A 16,901-nucleotide genomic window follows, 5' to 3' on the forward strand; every position below is an offset into this window, starting at 1 on the left:
GGCCGGGTCAAGGAAGCAGGGTCGGGGAGACCGTGCGGGGAGACTGGCGGGCATGACATCGAGACCGTCCGCCGTGGCGCGGGCGCTGGAGCGGATCGCCCAACGGGACCCGGCGCTGGGCGCGTTCATCGAGGTGTGGCCGGACGAGGCCCTCGCCCGTGAGCCGGAGGCCCGGGAACTCCCCCTGCGCGGCCTGCCGTTCGCGGTGAAGGGCCGCACCGGCATCCGCTCGTACGCGGCCCGCCGGCTGATCGCGGCGGGCGGTGTCCCGGTCGGCGCGACCTCGGTGCCCGGACCCGGTACGGCCTGGCAGACCTGGGGGCAGGGGGCCCACGGCCGTACGGTCAACCCGTGGCGGGCGGACCGTACGCCCGGCGGTTCGTCGGCGGGCTCGGCGGTCGCGGTGGCGGCGGGGATGGTGGAGCTGGCGACGGGGAGCGACGGGGCCGGTTCGGTGCGCATCCCGGCCGCCTGGTGCGGGGTGTTCGGGCTGAAGACGACGAACGGGCGGCTGCCGTCCCCGGACGCCTCGGGCCTGGCGTCGGCGGGGGTGCTGGCCCGTTCGGCGGCGGTCGCGGAGCAGTACGTACGCCATGTGCTGCCCGGGTACGGGGAGCCCGCCGCCCCTTCCCTGCCCCTGGCCGCCGTGTACAGCGAGGACCTGGGGTTCGCGGAGGTGGACCCGGAGGTGGCGGGCGTGGTGCGGGCGGCGGTGGACCGGCTGGTCGCGGCGGGGACCGTACGCCTGGTGGACGCCGCGTGCGTGCTGCTCGACCCGGGGCGGGCCTGGCAGGCGGTACGGGACGGGGCGGCCGGGGACCCGGAGGCGGTGGCGGTCCGGCGGGCGAACGACGGACGGCTGGACGCGCTCCTCGCCGCCGCGCCCCTGCTGCTCACCCCGGTCACCCCGAACCGGCCGCATGGGCACGAGGGGCCGGGCGACCGCTACTCCACGGCCCTGACCTGGGCGTTCAACCTGAGCGGCCATCCGGCGGCGAGCGTGCCCGCCGGATTCACCGGGGACGGCTGCCCGGTGGGTCTCCAGTTGGTGGCGGCGCGCGGGGCGGACGTCTCGCTGCTCGGAATGGCCCGCGCGGTGGAGAACGTCCTGCCTACCGTGCGGCCATGACAACGATCGAGACAGAGACCACCGGCCCGAAACACGAGTTGGCCCAGGTGAACATCGCCCGCCTCCGATTCCCGCTTGAATCACCGCAGTTGAAGGACTTCGTCGACGGGCTGGACCCGGTGAACGCGGTCGCCGACGCGGCGGAGGGGTTCGTCTGGCGGCTGCGCTCGGACTCCGGGAACGCCACCGACGTCCCGGTCTTCGGGGACGACTGGCTGATCGTCAACATGTCGGTGTGGCGGGACGCCGACGCCCTCACCGAATTCATGTACGCGGGGCAGCACCGGGAGTTGCTGAAGCGGCGCCGCGAATGGTTCGCGCACACGCGGGAGGCGATGTCCGCCCTGTGGTGGGTGCCCGCGGGGGAACGCCCGACGGTGGCGGACGCCGAGGAACGCCTGCTGCAGCTGCGCGAACACGGCCCGACCGAGCGGGCGTTCACCCTGCGCACCCGCTTCCCGGCCCCGGCGGGGGCACGCTGACCCGCGGGGGCACGCTGACCGGCGGGGAGGGGGCGCGGGACACCCCGCCCGCGCCCCGGCCGTTCAGCCGGCCGCTCAGCCGATCGGCTGCCGGATCTCCTCGCGGATCTTCGCGGTCTCGACCGCGGCCGCCTCCAGGTCGATCGACCGGGCGTCCTTGAGGGCGGTCTCGGCGCGGATGATCCCCACGGAGACCCCCGTGTTGTCGTCGCCCCAGGCGCACATCGGCACATTGGCCTTGACGCCGCCCTTGGCCGACTGGAGCACCTGGCACTCCAGCGTGATGTCGTACCCGGCGGGGGTGAACTTCTTCGGCGGTACGACGACGGTCGCCCCTTCCCCGGCGGCTCCGCCCTCCATCATCTTGCCGGTCATCATCTCCGGGTCCGCGAACCGCCCGTACATCCCGGAGATCACCAGCGCCCCGCCCTTGGCCGAGCTGTACTGCCCGACCACCGCCTTCGCGTCCCGGACGGTGGGGTCGTACAGCGTCTCGATCTTCTTGCCCTCGGTGGACGACAGGTCCTGGGCCAGAGTGAACTCGCCGTCCAGCAGCTTCTGTTCCAGGACGAGCTGGTACTCGGCGTCCGGGAACGCCGCGTCGGCGGTCTTCCCGACCAGCTGGGAGACGCCGAAGGCGATGCCGCCCGCCAGCACGACCGCACCGGCCACGATCCCGACGATCAGCCCGGTCCGCTTCTTCCGCGGCGGCTGCGCCCCCGGCCCCTGCGGCGGCCAGGCGCCCGCACCGGGTGCGACCGGCGGCTGCCCCCAGCCGCCGGGCTGCTGCTGGGGCGGGTGGCCGTACGGCTGCTGGGGGTGCTGCTGCGGCGGCACCCCGGGGGCGGCGGGCCGGCCGTAGGGACTCTGCGGCGGGTGCGGGGGCGGCGGGCCGTACGGGCCCTGCGGCGGCTGAGGCGGGGTGGTCATGCGCTCACCGTACGACACGTTTGCGAACGGAATTTCGACGCGGACGATATCGGTACAGGGTCGGGACGAACCCCGTCCGACGCCGGGGACCGGCCCCGTACACCCCTCAGCCGCCTCCCGCCGGAAGCGACCGCTCAGGCCGCCGCTTCCCTCTCCTCCCCGGTCCCCTCCCCGGCTCCTTCCCCGATCGCCTCCGCGACCTCCGCCACCCGGGCCTGCTCCTCGGCCGCGAAGCGTTCGCGGTCCAGTTGTTCGGCTATCTCCTCGTCCTGGGACATCAGCAGGTCCAGGTTGGAGTCGCCCAGTTCCAGGACGCCCATCTCGACGTACGCCTTCTGGAGGCGCGGGCCCCAGAGTCCGATGTCCTTGACGCACGGGACGATCCGGCTGAACAGGAGCTTGCGGAAGAGCTGGAGGAACTCGGAGTGCTCCGAGAGGTCCTTCGCCTCCTGCTTGCCGATGCCGAAGTTCTCCAGGACCTCGACGCCGCTGAGCCGGTCGCGCATCAGGTAGCAGCCCTCGATGACGAACTCCTCGCGCTCGCGGAGTTCGGCGTCGCTGAGCTGCTTGTAGTAGTCGCGCAGCGCCATCCGCCCGAAGGCGACATGGCGGGCCTCGTCCTGCATGACGTACGCGAGGATCTGTTTGGGCAGCGGCTTGGTGGTGGTGTCGCGGATCATGCCGAAGGCGGCGAGCGCCAGGCCCTCGATGAGGACCTGCATCCCGAGGTAGGGCATGTCCCAGCGGGAGTCGCGCAGGGTGTCGCCCAGCAGGCCCTGGAGGTTGTCGTTGACCGGGTAGAGCATCCCGATCTTCTCGTGCAGGAAGCGGCCGTAGATCTCCGCGTGCCGGGCCTCGTCCATGGTCTGGGTGGCGGAGTAGAACTTGGCGTCCAGGTCGGGGACGGACTCCACGATCCTGGCCGCGCAGACCATCGCGCCCTGCTCGCCGTGGAGGAACTGGCTGAACTGCCAGGAGGTGTAGTGCTTGCGCAGCTCGCCCCGGTCCTTCTCGGTCATCTTCGCCCAGTGCGGGGTGCCGTAGAGCGTGAGCGCCTCGTCGGGAGTGCCGAGCGGGTCGGTGGGGTCGACCTCCTGGGACCAGTCGATGCGCTTGTTGCCGTCCCACTGCCTGTCCTTGCCCTTCTGATAGAGGGCGAGGAGGCGTTCGCGGCCGTCGTCGTAGTCCCAGCTGAACCGGGCGGCCCCGGTGGCGGGGACCTGCCAGAGGGGCTCGGCGGGCGGGGTGGTGTAGAGGTCATGAGTGGACACGGACGGCTCCTTCGCCTCGACCGACTCGAACGGCTTGACAGGTTCCGTGAGCAAGCCGCGTGACAAGTTCCGTGACACCGAAGGCGGTTGAGCGCGGGTACCCACCGCCTCCCCGGCAGGTTCACACGCTGGTAGACAGCGAGTCAACAAGTTGCACACAGCCCGACGGAGTGGTGCGCGAGGGATTGACGCCCTTGCTGACGAGGAGTCTCATAAGGTGTGACCGTCGGTAACTCTCCCTGGCTCCCCTGTGTGAGGTGCTCGCTATGACGACCGCGACCGACCGCGACCTGACGCTGCTCCGCGACGCCCTCGGCCCGCTCCGGGACCGCGAGCAGGTCGCCGCCCGCCTGCTGGAATCCTCGGCCAAGCACTCCTTCGACCCCGACACCGAACTCGACTGGGACGCGGCGGTCGAGGAGGGCAGGTGGTTCTGGCCGCCGGAGCTGCTCTCGCTCTACGACACCCCCATGTGGCACCGGATGTCGGAGGAGCAGCGTCTGGACCTCTCCCGGCACGAGGGCGCCGCCCTCGCCTCGCTCGGCATCTGGTTCGAGATCATCCTGATGCAGCTGCTGGTGCGGCACGTCTACGACAAGCCCGTCACCAGCAACCACGTCCGCTACGCCCTCACCGAGATAGCCGACGAGTGCCGCCACTCGATGATGTTCGGCCGCATGATCGACTGGGGCGGCGCACCGACGTACGAGGTGCCGCGCGTCTACCACAACCTGGCGCGGGTCCTGAAGACCGTCTCCACCACGCCCGGTTCGTTCGCCGCGACCCTGCTCGGCGAGGAGATCCTCGACTGGATGCAGCGGCTGACGTTCCCGGACGACCGGGTGCAGACCCTGGTGCGCGGGGTGACCCGTATCCATGTCATCGAGGAAGCCCGGCACGTCCGGTACGCCCGCGAGGAGCTGCGCCGCCAGATGGTGACCGCCCCGCGCTGGGAGCGCGAACTCACCAGGGTCAGCTGCGGCGAGGCGGCCCGCGTCTTCTCCGTCTGCTTCGTGAACCCGCGGGTGTACGAGAACGTCGGCCTGGACCGCCGGGAGGCCGTCGCCCAGGTGCGGGCGAGCGGCCACCGCAGGGAGGTGATGCAGACCGGCGCCAAGCGGCTGACGGACTTCTTCGACGACATCGGGCTGCTGAACGGCGTCGGCCGCAGGCTGTGGCGCAGCTCGGGACTGCTGGCCTGATCGCGTGCGGACCGCGGTCCCCGGGCTCGACGGCCCGGACCGGAGACCCCTTACGCTCGGGGGCATGACGTCCACCGCCGCAGCCCCGCCGCCGCCCCGCGCGTACCGCAGGCTCAGCGTCGAGGAGCGCCGCGCCCAGCTCCTGGTCGCGGCGCTGGGCCTCTTCGCCCACCGGGCCCCCGACGAGGTCTCGCTCGACGAGGTGGCGGTGGCGGCCGGGGTCTCCCGGCCGCTGGTCTACCGCTACTTCCCGGGCGGGCGGCAGCAGTTGTACGAGGCCGCGCTCGGCTCGGCCGCCGACGAGCTGAAGCTCTGCTTCACCGAGCCGGCGGTGGGCCCGCCCACCGAGCGGGTCGCCCGCGTCCTGGACCGCTACCTCCGCTTCGTCGACGAGCACGACACCGGGTTCAGCGCCCTGCTGCGCGGCGGCAGCGTCGTGGAGACCTCCCGGACGACGAGCATCGTGGACGGCGTCCGGCGGGCGGCGGCCGAGGAGATCCTCAGCCACCTCGGCCGGATCGGCGGCGCCGACGCCGGGGAGCGGAGCGCCGGGCCGCGGCTGCGGATGATGGTCCGCAGCTGGATCGCGGCCGTCGAGGCGGCCTCCCTGATCTGGCTGGACGAGGGCAAGCGGCCCCCGGCGGCCGAGCTGCGCGGCTGGCTGGTCGACCACCTCATCGCCCTCCTCGCGGCGACGGCCGCCACCGACGAGGAGACCGCGACGGTGGTCCGCGACCTGCTCGCCCTGGAGACCCCCGGCGGACCGGCCGGACGGCTGGCGGAGCTGGTCATCCCGGTCGTCGCCGACGCCGCACACCTCCTGGCGCCCGCCCCTGCGGCAGACTGACCCGGTGAAGAGCGAGAACACCCCTTTCCGAGGCGGCCCCCTGGACGGCCGGGTCCTGCCGGTCCTGGTCGGCCCGACCGGCCACCCGCCGAAGTGGTACGAGGTCCCCGTCCCCTCCCCCGACGGCTCCCCGCCCACCGTGTACGCGTACGAACGCGTCCCGGCCGGCTACACCAAGCGGCTCGGCCTCCAGCGCGGCTGGGTCTACGAGTACGCCCCCGGCGGCCGCACCCGCCGCACCCTCAAGTGGCCCTGGTCCAAGCCGGAGAGCCGCGACTAGGGTTTCGCGTACGCACATGCGCACAGGCCCTAAGATCGTCGGTCAGGTGCGGCGACGCGGGGCGCCCGGGTGTGCCGCAAGACCCTAGGGGGGTGCGCCATGGAGGCGCTGCGTAGCGAGGATCCACGCCGTTTCGGGCGCTTCACCGTGCTGGCCCGCTTCCAGGAGACCGCGAGCGCCGTGCGGTACGTGGCGCGGGACACCGGCACCGGCGTCGGCGCCGGGGAGACCGCCGTGATCACCGCCGCGCGCCCCGCGCTCGCCGCCGTACCGGCCTTCCGGCGCCGCTTCGAGGCCGAGGCCCGTACCGCCGAACGCCTCGCGGGCGGCTGGGTGGCCCCGCCTCTGGAGACCGGTGGCGGTGGCCGTGAGGCCGACGGGGCCGGACTTCTGTGGACGGCGGCCGGTTACGTCCCCGCTCTGCCGCTGGCCGAGGCCATCGGAATCGCCGGTCCGATGCCGAAGCGCGCCCTGCGGATACTGGGCGCGGGCATCGCCGAGATCCTCTCCCGGGTGCACGCGGGCGGCGCGGTGCTCCAGGGGCTCGCCCCCGACACGGTGCTGCTGGCCGAGGACGGGCCCCGGCTCACCGCGTTCGGCCCGCTGGGCGCGGCGGCGACGGCGGAGGCGCGGCCGGGCGGGCAGCTCTCGGTGCGGCTGGGCTACCTCACGCCGGAGCAGGTCGCGGGGAAGGAGGCCGGTGCGCCGTCGGACCTGTTCGTGCTGGGGCTGCTGCTGGCGTACGCGGCCACGGGGACGACCCCGTTCACGGAGGGCCCGCCGGAGGAGGCCGCCCGCCGGATCGCCGAGGCCGACCCCGAACTGGAGTCCGTACCGGAGGAGTTGCGTGAGCTGATCGCGGGCTGCCTGGCGAAGGACCCGGCCGAGCGTCCCACCGCAGGTACGGTCGCCGCCGAACTGGCCCTGGAGGGCGCGGCGGGCCTCGCCCGGGGCGGCTGGCTCCCCGAGCGGCTGGCGGCGGCGGTCGCGGAGCAGGAGGCGCGGGTGCGCGCGCTGGAGGGGGCGTGGGAAGCGCCTGAGGCGGCGGACGCGGTGCCGGAGGTGGCCGATGCGCCTGGGGTGGCCGATACGGTGCCGGAGGTAGCCGAGGCGGCGCCTGGGGGTGCGGTGCTTCAGAAGGGCGGTGCCGTGGGCACACCGGCTCCGGCCGACCCACAGGTTCCCCTTGCCCCCGACGCCACCGCCAACGCCGACGCCGGTGCCACCCACGGCACCGGCGACATCGGTGAGGACCAGGGCACCACCCGCTTCCTCAACACCGTCCGCAAGCCGCCCCATTCCGACCGTGTGACCACCCAGCTCGCCCTCCCCCACCAGCCGCCCGCTCTCCCCGCCACCTCCGCCCACCAGCACACTCACGGCAGCCCCGCGCCCTACCCGGCCGCGGTGCTCCCGGGCTCCGCCGGACCGGGGAGCGGCCAAGACGCCAACGGCCGGAGCGGCAACGGCCGGGGAGGCAGCGGCGGCCCCATGGTCGCGCTGCCGCTTCCGCCCGCGCCCACCCCTCCGTCCGGCGGCCCCGCCCTCGACCGGCGCGGACTGCTCACCGTCGCGGCCGCCGCGGTCGGCGGGCTCGTCGTGGGCGGCGGGGCCGTCGCGGTGATCGGCGGCGGGGAGAGCGCGGTCGCCACGGACGCCAAGCCCGCGCCGCCGAAGCCGCGCCGTACACTCCCCGGCCAGCCCCCCGAACCGCGCTGGATCTACGCCCACCCCTCCTCCGAGTCCGCCCCGCTGACCGCCGCGCTCTGGCAGGACCGGCTCCTGGTGGTGACGAGCGAGAGCCAGGCGAGCGCCGTCGACCTGCGGACCGGCGAGCGGGTCTGGCAGCGCGCGGACGCCGCCGACGGCCAGGCGGCGCTGGCCGCCGGGGACCTCTGTTTCGTGGCGGGGCCGACGGAGTTCCTCTGGCTGGCGCCGAAGGACGGGGCGGTCGTGCACCGCCTGCGGTACGCGGACGGCTTCACCGACCTGCCCGGCCTCCAGGTCGAACGGCTGGCGGGCCACTCCGGGACCGTCGTCTGGTTCACCGGCTCGCACACGGTCACCGTGAAGGCCCCCAAGCCGAAGAAGGGCAAGAAGCAGGAGCCGGACAAGAAGGTCGTACAGGCGCACCTCTTCGCGTACGACATCGTCCGGCGCGCCGAGCTGTGGCGTACGCCCGTACCGGCGGGCCGTGCCCCCGGCACCCCCCTGTACCGGGTCGTCGCGGAGCGCCCGGCCGACATCCTCGTGCGGCAGGAGCCGTCCACCCTGACCCCGGCCGACGTCAAGGCGGCCAAGGGGAAGGGCTCCCTCCGCTGCTTCGACCGGGAGACCGGCAAGCTGCGGTGGACCAAGCAGTACGGAACGGCCGCCCCCAACGCCGGTATCACGGGCGACGAGGGCGGGGTCCTGTACGCGTCGGTCGGCGCCGATCTCCAGTCGTTCGAGGCGGACACCACCAAGCCGCTCTGGCGGGTGACGGGCACGCAGGGTTCGTACTTCGGCACCCCGCTCGTGGCCGGGCCCTTCGTCCACACCACCGAGCGCAGCCAGCAGATCGGCGCCGTGGAGCGGGAGACCGGGCGCTTCGTCTGGCGCCGCTCCACGGAGGTGCCGGCCGCCGGGGGCGCCCCCGCCCTCACCGTGAGCACCACCGGAGAGACGCTGTTCGCCGCCGACGCCGCCCAGGTCACCGCGTTCTCGGCAGCCGACGGGGAGCGCCTGTGGAAGTTCCAGGACATCGGGGTGGCCGACCCGAAGGGGGAGACGGTGAGCGCCCCCTACCGCACCCTGGCCTCCGGAACGAACGTCATCGTCCAGCGGGCCCGATCCTTCTACGCCTTCCCGGTCGCCTGAGCCGGGACGGCCATATCTCCGCGTACGGCCGTCCGGGGCATCCCCCGGGCGGCACGCCGTGCGGTGCTTGCATCACCTGACACCGGGTGACCGGATTAATCGGATGAGATCCCTTGCCCAGGGACGGGTCCGGCTTCTCCGGGGCCGTCCCCGTCACGGAGGTGATGTTGTCGTGTCACGCAGGCTCCTGCGGGCGGTCTGCACCGCCGCTCTCGCCACGGCCCTCGTGGTCTCCCCCGCCACCGCCGCCCCGGCCGAGCCGGACCCCGTACCGTCGCCGACCGGGGAATCCGCACAGCCCGAGGACGCGGCAGAGGTCGACGCCGAGACCGCCCTCGCGGCCCCGGAGGCCCCGGAAGCCCTCGGGGCCCCCAAGGGCGTGGCCACCCTGCTGCGGGAGCTGCAGACGCTCTACCAGGAGGCGGAGGAGGCGAGCGAGACGTACAACGCCACCGCCGAGAAGCTGAAGCAGCGGACCGCCGAGGCGAAGAAGGTGGGCGCCGAGCTGGCGAAGGCGCGGGCCGCGCTGGAGCTGAGCCGGGGGGACGCCGGGCGGCTGGCCCGGGAGCAGTACCAGGGGCGCACCGAGTTCTCCGCCTACCTCCAGCTCCTGCTGGCCCGTGACCCGCTGCGCGCCCTGGACCAGAGCCATGTCGTCGAGCGGGTGGCGGCGGGCCGCGCGGCGACCGTGGAGCGCCTCACCGCCGACGCCCGCCGCGCCGACGCCCTGGCCGTCGCCTCGCGCAAGGCGGTCGACCAGCAGAAGCGGCTGGTGGCCGAGCAGCAGAAGCAGCGCGACGCGGTCCAGGGCAAGCTGAGGAAGGTGGAAGGGCTGCTGGCGACGCTCTCCGCCGAGCAACTGGCCCAACTGGCCGGGCTGGAGCAGCGGGGCGTGGCGGCGGCCCAGCGCGAACTGGTCGCCTCCGGGGCGCTCAGCACGGTCCGGCCGCCGACCCGGCAGGGCGCTGACGCCATCGCGTACGCGATCGAACAGATCGGCAAGCCGTACGTGTGGGGCGCCGAGGGCCCCGACTCCTTCGACTGCTCCGGGCTGACCTCCCAGGCGTGGGCGGCGGCCGGACGGCCGGTCCCCCGGACCTCCCAGGAGCAGTGGAAGCAGCTCCCGAAGGTGCCCGTCTCCTCGCTGCGCCCCGGCGACCTGGTGGTCTACTTCCCGAAGGCGACCCATGTGGCGCTCTACATCGGCGACGGCCTGGTCGTCCAGGCCCCCCGCCCCGGCGCCAGGGTGAAGGTCTCCCCGATCGCCTCCAACCCGCTCCTGGGCGCCGTCCGCCCCGACCCCGGCGGCGTACCGCTCTCCTCGTACACCCGCCCGGAACTCCCCGAGGGCGCCCGCGACGGCGCGGACACCGGCTACAGCGCGGACGGGGCGCCGGAAAGGGCGCCGGAATAGACCTGGTGGCCGGACCGGCGGTGCGGGTCCGGCCACCAGGACGGCGGGGCGCTCGGATCTCTCTGCTGTCCGGCGGAGACCGGCTCTCTACTGTCCGGCGGAGACCGAGGCCAGGTACGCGTTCGTCTTCTCGGGCTCGAAGAAGAAGTTCTCGAAGTCCGCCGGGTCGTTGAAGCCGTTGGCGAAGCGGTCCGCGACCGGCTGGAGCTGACCGGCGGCGCCGATCAGGTTCAGTACGTGCTCCGGCGGGACGCCCAGCATGGCGTTGGTCCACTTCACCACGTGCTGGGCGGTCTCCCAGTAGCGGTCGAAGGTGGACTGCATCCAGGCCGCGTCGAACTCCTTGTCGCCGTGCTCCAGGATCGAGTCCAGGTAGGAGTTGGCGCACTTGGACGCCGAGTTGGAGCCCTGGCCGGTGATCGGGTCGTTGGCGACGACGACGTCCGCGACCCCGAGGACCAGACCCCCGCCGGGCAGGCGGCCGATCGGCTTGCGGACGGTGGGGGCGTACCGACCCGCGAGGGTGCCGTTGGCGTCGGTCAGCTCGACCTTGGTGGCGCGGGCGTACTCCCACGGCGTGAACTTCTCCATCAGCTCCAGCGTCTTCGCCAGGTGCTCGGAGGGGTCCTTGATGCCCTGGAAGGCGTCGAGCGGGCCGCCCGGGATGCCCTCCCAGAAGAGGATGTCGGCGCGGCCGGAGGTGGTGAGCGTCGGCATCACGAACAGCTCGCCGACGCCCGGCACCAGGTTGCAGCGGACCGCGTCGAACTCCGGATGCTCCGGGCGCGGGCCCATCCCGTGGACGTAGGCGACGGCCAGCGCGCGCTGCGGGGCGTCGAAGGGCGAACGGGCCGCGTCCCGGCCGAACATGGAGACCAGCTCGCCCTTGCCCGCCGAGACCATCACCAGGTCGTAGGTGCGGGAGAAGTAGTCCAGGTCGGAGACGGCCGCCCCGTGGATGACGAGCTGCCCGCCGCGCTGGGCGAAGGTCTCCATCCAGCCGGCCATCTTCACCCGCTGGTCGACGGACTGGGCGTACCCGTTCAGCCTGCCGACCCAGTCGATGGCCCGGGAGGAGTCGGGGGCGGCGACGGAGACGCCGAGCCCCTCGATCTTCGGGGCCTGGGACTCCCAGAAGTTCAGCTGGTAGTCCCGCTCGTGCTGGAGCGCGGTGTGGAACATGCACTGCGTCGACATGACCCGGCCGGTGCGGATCTCGTCGGCGGTGCGGTTGGACATCAGGGTGACTTCGTAGCCCTTGGACTGGAGCCCCAGGGCCAGCTGGAGCCCGGACTGCCCGGCTCCGACTATGAGTATCTTCCGCATCGCGGCTCTCCGTTGTGTGTGATCGGGGCGGTGTACGCGTTCTCACGCGGGGGTGACGTCGAGAGCATGGCCCACCAAGGCCAGCAGCGACTCGACGACCGTGATCCTGTTACGCGCGTCCATGATCACTACCGGCACCTGCGGCGGTACGGTCAGGGCCTCCCTGACGTCCTCCGCCGCGTAACCGGGCGTGCCCTCGAAGTGGTTGACCGCCACGATGTACGGCAGCCCGCAGCTCTCGAAGTAGTCGAGCGCGGGGAAGCAGTCCTCCAGGCGCCGGGTGTCGGCCAGGACGATCGCGCCGATCGCGCCGCGCACCAGGTCGTCCCACATGAACCAGAAGCGCTGCTGGCCCGGGGTGCCGAAGACGTACAGCACGAGGTCGTCGTCGAGGGTGAGCCGGCCGAAGTCCATCGCCACCGTGGTGGTGGTCTTCTCGGGCGTCGCGGAGAGGTCGTCGGTCTCCTCGCTGGCCTGCGTCATCAGCGCTTCGGTCTGCAGCGGGGTGATCTCGGAGACCGAGCCGACGAACGTCGTCTTGCCGACGCCGAATCCGCCCGCCACCACGATCTTGGTCGCGGTGGGCGCGCGGGTGTGGTCGAGCTGCCAGGGCTGGAGGGCCTCCTCCGGCCGGTCCTGGGGGCGGGACGGCTGGTCCGGGGAGAGCGACGGCTGATCACCGGGCCCCGGCTGGCGCGGGGCGAAGAGCGGCGCCTCAGAGACGGCGGAGTCCATTGAGCACCCTTTCGAGCAGTGCGCGGTCGGGCTGGCCGGTGCCGTGACCGGTCCCGTACACGCGGATCTTTCCCTGGTCGGCCAGGTCGCTGAGCAGCACCCGGACGACTCCGAGCGGCATCTTCAACAGGGCCGAGATCTCCGCGACCGTACGCATCCGGCGGCAGATTTCGACGATGGCCTGGAGCTCCGGCATGACGCGCGAGGCGAGGTTGCCGTTGGTCAGCTCGCGGCGCTCCTCGGGTGCTTCGAGGGCGGCGACGAACGTCTCGACGAGCAGCACGTGCCCGAACCGGGTGCGGCCGCCGGTGAGGGAGTACGGGCGGACCCGGGCGGGGCGCTTGTCGGCCCCGCGGACGGGGAGGCGGGGAGCGGGCTCGGCTGCGGCACTCGTCACTGGGTACTCTCCATCGATTTGCGCAGCTCGCTGCGGAGTTCGGGGGTGAGGACGTGTCCGGCCCGGCCGACGAAGAGGGCCATGTGGTACGCGACGACGCTCATGTCGCAGTCAGGGGTGGCGTGGACGCCGAGGAGGGAGCCGTCGCTGATCGACATGACGAAGACGCTGCCCTCGTCCATGGCGACCATGGTCTGTTTGACCCCGCCGCCGTCCATCAGCTTGGCGGCGCCGACGGTGAGCGAGCCGATGCCGGAGACGATGGTGGCCAGATCGGCGCTGGAGCCCTTCGGCCCGTCCGAGGGCCCGGCCTCCTTCACCGCGTGGTGGCCGGGGTCGGAGGAGAGCAGCATCAGCCCGTCGGACGAGACGACGGTGACCGAGCGGACCCCTGGCACCTCCTCCACGAGATTGCTGAGCAACCAGTGAAGGTTCCGGGCCTCGGTACTCAGCCCGAACGTGCTGGGCGCAGTCAACTGCGTGCCTCCTCGACTGTGTCCCCCGTCTCTCCGTTTCGGCGGTCCGCCGCGCGGCCGCCGGTCTGCTCGGTACGTGTGTCGTGTGCGGTGCCGGTGGTGGCGCTGTCCGTGGTGCCGGTGGTCTCGTGCCCCGTACGTCCGGTGGTCACGCCTTCGCGGTCGGCTGTACGGTCGCCTTCGCGGTCGGCCAGCGCGATGGAGCCGGTGGACTCGGCGATCTCGGCCTCGACATCGCGTCGCCCCTCCTTCGCCGCCTGGTGGAAGCTGCCCAGCCGGCGGCGCAGGTCCTCCTTGTCCAGGCTGCCGGCGCGCCCGGTGGTGGGGGCGCCCTCGGGCCGGACCACCTTGGGGGTGCGCTTGGGGAGCCCCTTGTCGGTGATCCGCCGCTCCTCCGGCCTCCGGGGGCCGGGGACGGTCTCGGCGGCGGCCTGGGACTGGGACTCCGGGGCGGTGGCCTCGGCGCGGGGCTCGGGGCGGAAGGCGGAACCGTCCGGCTCCTGACCGCCCGGACCGCTCTCGGCGGGGCGCTCGTGCCGGTCGGGGCCGATGGCGTACGGGTCGGGGGCGGGGGTCTCCGCAGCCGCAGCCGGGGCCGGGTCCGTCGGGGCCGGTTCCGGGGCCGTCGGGTTCGGGTCCGCCTGGACCTGGTTGGGGTTCGGGTCCGCCGGGGGCTTCGGCAGGCGGACCTGCATCGTGATCTCGGAGTCCGACTCCAGGGGCGCCTGGGCGGCGGGCTCGGCGGCCGGACCGGCGGCTGCCGGATCGACGACCGGTGCCGGGTCCGTACCGGCGCCCGCGTCCGTGCCGGACTCCTGCCGCGGTACGGCGCTGGCTTCGGGCCCCTCGGCGGGTGCGGGCTCGCGTGCGCCGGCCTCGCGGATCGCGCGCTCGGCGGCGGCGATCATCGGGTCGACGACGGGCAGGGATGCCGTGGTCTCCGCATCCCCGGGCGTGGCCCCGGCCCCGGCCCCGGCCTCGTCCGCATCCGTGGTCGGCTCGACGGTCCGCTCGGGCGCCGTGGCACCCTCCGCCTCCGGTGCGACCGGGGTGGGCTGCGCGGCCGGCGGCAGGATCGGCGTACGGCTCGGCAGGGCGTTGGAGTTGGCCTCGGCCACCGAGCCCGGCAGGTTGAGCGTGGGCGCCTCGCCGGGCAGTTGCACGGCGGGCGGCGAGGAGGCGGGCAGCGAGTTGGGCAGCAGGGTCTGCGGCAGGACGACGACGGCCGTCACTCCACTCCCCTTCTGCTCGCGCAGCTGGACCCGTACACCGTGCCGGGCGGCCAGCAACGAGGTGACCTGGAGCCCGAGTCCGGCCCCGTCGGCGTTCTGCTCCCCCGCCTCGAAGGAGGCCGGGTCGGCCAGCCTCGCATTCAGCTCGCCCATCCGGACGCTCGACATGCCGATGCCCGCGTCCTGCACGGAGAGCATCACCTCGCCGCTCTCCAGCAGCCAGCCGGACAGCTCGACATGCGAGTCCGGCGGGGAGAAGGAGGTGGCGTTCTCCAGGAGTTCGGCCAGGAGGTGGCTGAGGTCGTCGGCGGCGAACCCGGCGATCTGGGCGTGCGGGGGCAGGGACTGGATGGTGACCCGCTCGTACCGCTCGATCTCGCTGACGGCCGCGCGGGCCACGTCGACCAGCGGGATCGGGCCCGCATGGCCGTGGCCGTGCTCGGCGCCCGCGAGGACGAGCATGTTCTCGCTGTGGCGGCGCATGACCGTGGCCATGTGGTCCAGCTTGAACAGGGTGGCGAGCCGCTCCGGGTCCTGCTCGCGCTCCTCCAGGCTCTCGATGACGGCGAGCTGGCGCTCGACGAGGCCGAGGTTGCGCAGCGAGAGGTTGACGAAGGTGTGGTGGACGGTGTTCTTCAGCCGCTCCAGCTGGGACGCCAGCTCGGCGGTCTGGACCTGGAGTTCGGCGCGCTGGAGGGTGAGCGCCTCGCGGCCGGCGATCAGTTCGGCGCGCTCGGTGCCGAGGCTCTCGAAGCGGCCGGTGAACTCCTGGTGCAGCCCGGTCAGCTTGGCGTGCAGGGTGTTCATGGACCGGACGACCTGGGCGAACTCGTCGTTGCGGCCGGTGTAGCGGACCGGGTCGGCGGTCTCGGGCTCCTCCGCGAGGCGGGCGGCTCCGATGCGCAGGACGGCGAGCGGCTGGGTGAGGGTGCGGGCGACGGCGGTGGAGACGCCGACGGCGATCAGGAAGCAGCCGCCGAGCAGGGCGATGCTCAGTTCGAGGGCGGTGACGTCGTCGTCGCGGATGCCTTCGAGCCGCTGGACCTGGCTGGTGGCGAGGGCGGACTCGACGCCGCGCATCCGGTCGATGCGGGCGGAGAGCGCGGCCTCCAGCTTGGCGGCGTCGGTCCTGCGCTCGCTCTCGGAGAGTTCGGGGCGGTCGGTGAGGCGGGTGAGGTACTTCTCCGCGCTGTTGACCTCGGGGCCGGTGACGGTGGCGGCGAGCTTGTCGCGGGCGACGGGGTTCGCGGCCTGGTCGAACGCGGCGAGCGAGGCCAGCTCCCGGACCCGGGCCTGCTGGGCGGCGGCGCTCAGCTCGTCCCGGTCGCGGTCGGCCCGTTTGCTCTCGTCGTCCTCGGTCTCGACCGGCAGCCCGGTGAAGGGGTCGATCTGCGGGGCGGCGGGCTCGGGGCTCGGCACGGCGAGGGCGGCGAGGAGGAGCCCGCGGGTGGCGGAGGCCTGCTCGGCGGCACCGCCGAGCGCGAGCGGGGCGCGGGTGGCCTCGGCGGCGCGCGGCGGGGTCTTCTCGGCCAGCTCGGCGGCGATGCCGTGGAGCTTGGCGATGACCTCGGAGTACGCCTGGTGGGCCTCCAGGGCCGAGCCCTTGCCGGTGAGGGCGTCACGGCGCAGGGAGGGCACGGTGGAGAGGTCGCGGCGCAGGGCGGCGGGGGCCGGTCCGTGGATCTCGTCGATCTGCTGGTCGACACGGGTGGTGCGGGTGAGGCGGCTCTCCTCGCCCTCCTTGCCGTCGTCGGCCCGGCCGCCCGCGATGTACGCGGTGACGGCGTCGCGCTCGTCGGCCAGGGAGTGCGCCAGGGTGACGGCCTGCCGGTTCAGCTGGGAGAGGGTCACCAGCCGCTGGGACTCGGCCAGATCGGAGGAGGCGCCGAGCGCGGCGGGGGCGCCCGCCGCGATGACGGTGATCCCGACGACGGCGACCCCGGCGACCAGCCGGCTCCGTACCCGTACGGTCCGCTTCCCCGTCCGCTTACCGGTCCGCCGGTCGGCTCCCTGGTCCACGCCCTGAGCCGGAGGCGTCGCCCCGGAACCGTCGCGCGTGCTGCCCTGGCTCCGCGGCCGCTTCTTCTGCACCGGTGCTCGCAATCTTGACTCGTCCACCCTTGAAGCAGAGGTGACGCTCGGTCACGTAGAAGGCCCCCGCTCCTGGTACGGCTTCCGACCATTCCAGTGCTTTTGAGAGGGAGACGCGCATCAACCGCTCCGCCACTCGAACGAGTGAACATCACTCTTGAGTTGGCGAACAAGTCTCCCCAGACGCGCCCCTGACCATGCATAGGGCGTGGGGTGGAACTTCGGCGCCG

14 protein-coding genes are annotated in these 16,901 nt (G+C 73.3%); 7 read left to right on the forward strand and 7 right to left on the reverse strand.

The genetic code is table 11. From position 1 onward, the window contains the following. Positions 1-52 precede the first annotated feature (52 nt). Together DJ476_RS09525 and DJ476_RS09530 are read left to right on the forward strand one after the other, a co-directional pair. Positions 53-1,129: an amidase family protein gene (locus DJ476_RS09525; protein ID WP_112490296.1), complete on the forward strand. Its 1,077-nt coding sequence runs from the start codon at positions 53-55 to the stop codon at positions 1,127-1,129. Further along, the gene (locus DJ476_RS09530) at positions 1,126-1,611 is read left to right on the forward strand and encodes a DUF3291 domain-containing protein (RefSeq protein WP_112490297.1); all 486 of its coding nucleotides are present in this window, start codon (positions 1,126-1,128) and stop codon (positions 1,609-1,611) included. Before DJ476_RS09525 ends, DJ476_RS09530 begins: the two co-directional genes overlap by 4 nt. Before the next feature lie 75 nt (positions 1,612-1,686). Here the strand turns inward: DJ476_RS09530 and DJ476_RS09535 are convergent, their stop codons facing one another. After that, positions 1,687-2,541, reverse strand: coding sequence for a hypothetical protein (locus DJ476_RS09535; protein WP_112490298.1), 855 nt, complete (start codon positions 2,539-2,541; stop codon positions 1,687-1,689). 134 nt (positions 2,542-2,675) lie between these two features. Continuing rightward, the gene (locus DJ476_RS09540; protein ID WP_112492476.1) at positions 2,676-3,812 is read right to left on the reverse strand and encodes a ferritin-like domain-containing protein; all 1,137 of its coding nucleotides are present in this window, start codon (positions 3,810-3,812) and stop codon (positions 2,676-2,678) included. Between the two features lie 266 nt (positions 3,813-4,078). On the opposite strand from DJ476_RS09540, the gene DJ476_RS09545 reads away from it, so the two are divergent. From DJ476_RS09545 to DJ476_RS09565, 5 genes are all read left to right on the forward strand, one after another. Then, a complete protein-coding gene (locus DJ476_RS09545) occupies positions 4,079-5,014 on the forward strand; it encodes an AurF N-oxygenase family protein (RefSeq protein WP_103417424.1) in 936 nt (311 codons plus the stop codon). A gap of 64 nt (positions 5,015-5,078) precedes the next feature. Further along, a complete protein-coding gene (locus DJ476_RS09550) occupies positions 5,079-5,861 on the forward strand; it encodes a TetR/AcrR family transcriptional regulator (RefSeq protein ID WP_112490299.1) in 783 nt (260 codons plus the stop codon). 4 nt (positions 5,862-5,865) lie between these two features. Beyond that, positions 5,866-6,141, forward strand: coding sequence for a hypothetical protein (locus tag DJ476_RS09555; RefSeq protein ID WP_053559409.1), 276 nt, complete (start codon positions 5,866-5,868; stop codon positions 6,139-6,141). 99 nt (positions 6,142-6,240) lie between these two features. After that, positions 6,241-9,000, forward strand: coding sequence for an outer membrane protein assembly factor BamB family protein (locus DJ476_RS09560; RefSeq protein ID WP_112490300.1), 2,760 nt, complete (start codon positions 6,241-6,243; stop codon positions 8,998-9,000). Between the two features lie 172 nt (positions 9,001-9,172). Beyond that, positions 9,173-10,414, forward strand: a complete 1,242-nt coding sequence (locus DJ476_RS09565; protein WP_112490301.1) for a C40 family peptidase — start codon at positions 9,173-9,175, stop codon at positions 10,412-10,414. 87 nt (positions 10,415-10,501) lie between these two features. Here the strand turns inward: DJ476_RS09565 and DJ476_RS09570 are convergent, their stop codons facing one another. From DJ476_RS09570 to DJ476_RS09590, 5 genes are read right to left on the reverse strand one after another with little or no spacing between them, the layout of a single operon-like run. Next, on the reverse strand, positions 10,502-11,740 hold the full coding sequence (locus DJ476_RS09570; RefSeq protein WP_112490302.1) for a styrene monooxygenase/indole monooxygenase family protein: 1,239 nt from the start codon (positions 11,738-11,740) through the stop codon (positions 10,502-10,504). A 42-nt stretch (positions 11,741-11,782) separates the two neighbouring features. Further along, entirely contained in the window at positions 11,783-12,475 is a 693-nt protein-coding gene (locus DJ476_RS09575; protein WP_112490303.1) for a GTP-binding protein, read from the reverse strand. Next, positions 12,456-12,872, reverse strand: a complete 417-nt coding sequence (locus DJ476_RS09580; protein WP_019763497.1) for a DUF742 domain-containing protein — start codon at positions 12,870-12,872, stop codon at positions 12,456-12,458. Before DJ476_RS09580 ends, DJ476_RS09575 begins: the two co-directional genes overlap by 20 nt. Then, positions 12,869-13,348 (reverse strand): roadblock/LC7 domain-containing protein, encoded by a 480-nt coding sequence (locus DJ476_RS09585; RefSeq protein WP_112490304.1) that lies wholly within the window; start codon positions 13,346-13,348, stop codon positions 12,869-12,871. Before DJ476_RS09585 ends, DJ476_RS09580 begins: the two co-directional genes overlap by 4 nt. After that, positions 13,345-16,671 carry a sensor histidine kinase gene (locus tag DJ476_RS09590; protein WP_112490305.1) on the reverse strand — a complete coding sequence of 1,109 codons (3,327 nt, stop codon included), beginning with the start codon at positions 16,669-16,671 and terminating at the stop codon, positions 13,345-13,347. Before DJ476_RS09590 ends, DJ476_RS09585 begins: the two co-directional genes overlap by 4 nt. Between the last annotated feature and the right edge of the window lie 230 nt (positions 16,672-16,901).

It is taken from the genome of Streptomyces bacillaris, assembly GCF_003268675.1.
In the GTDB taxonomy this organism is placed as follows: domain Bacteria; phylum Actinomycetota; class Actinomycetes; order Streptomycetales; family Streptomycetaceae; genus Streptomyces; species Streptomyces bacillaris.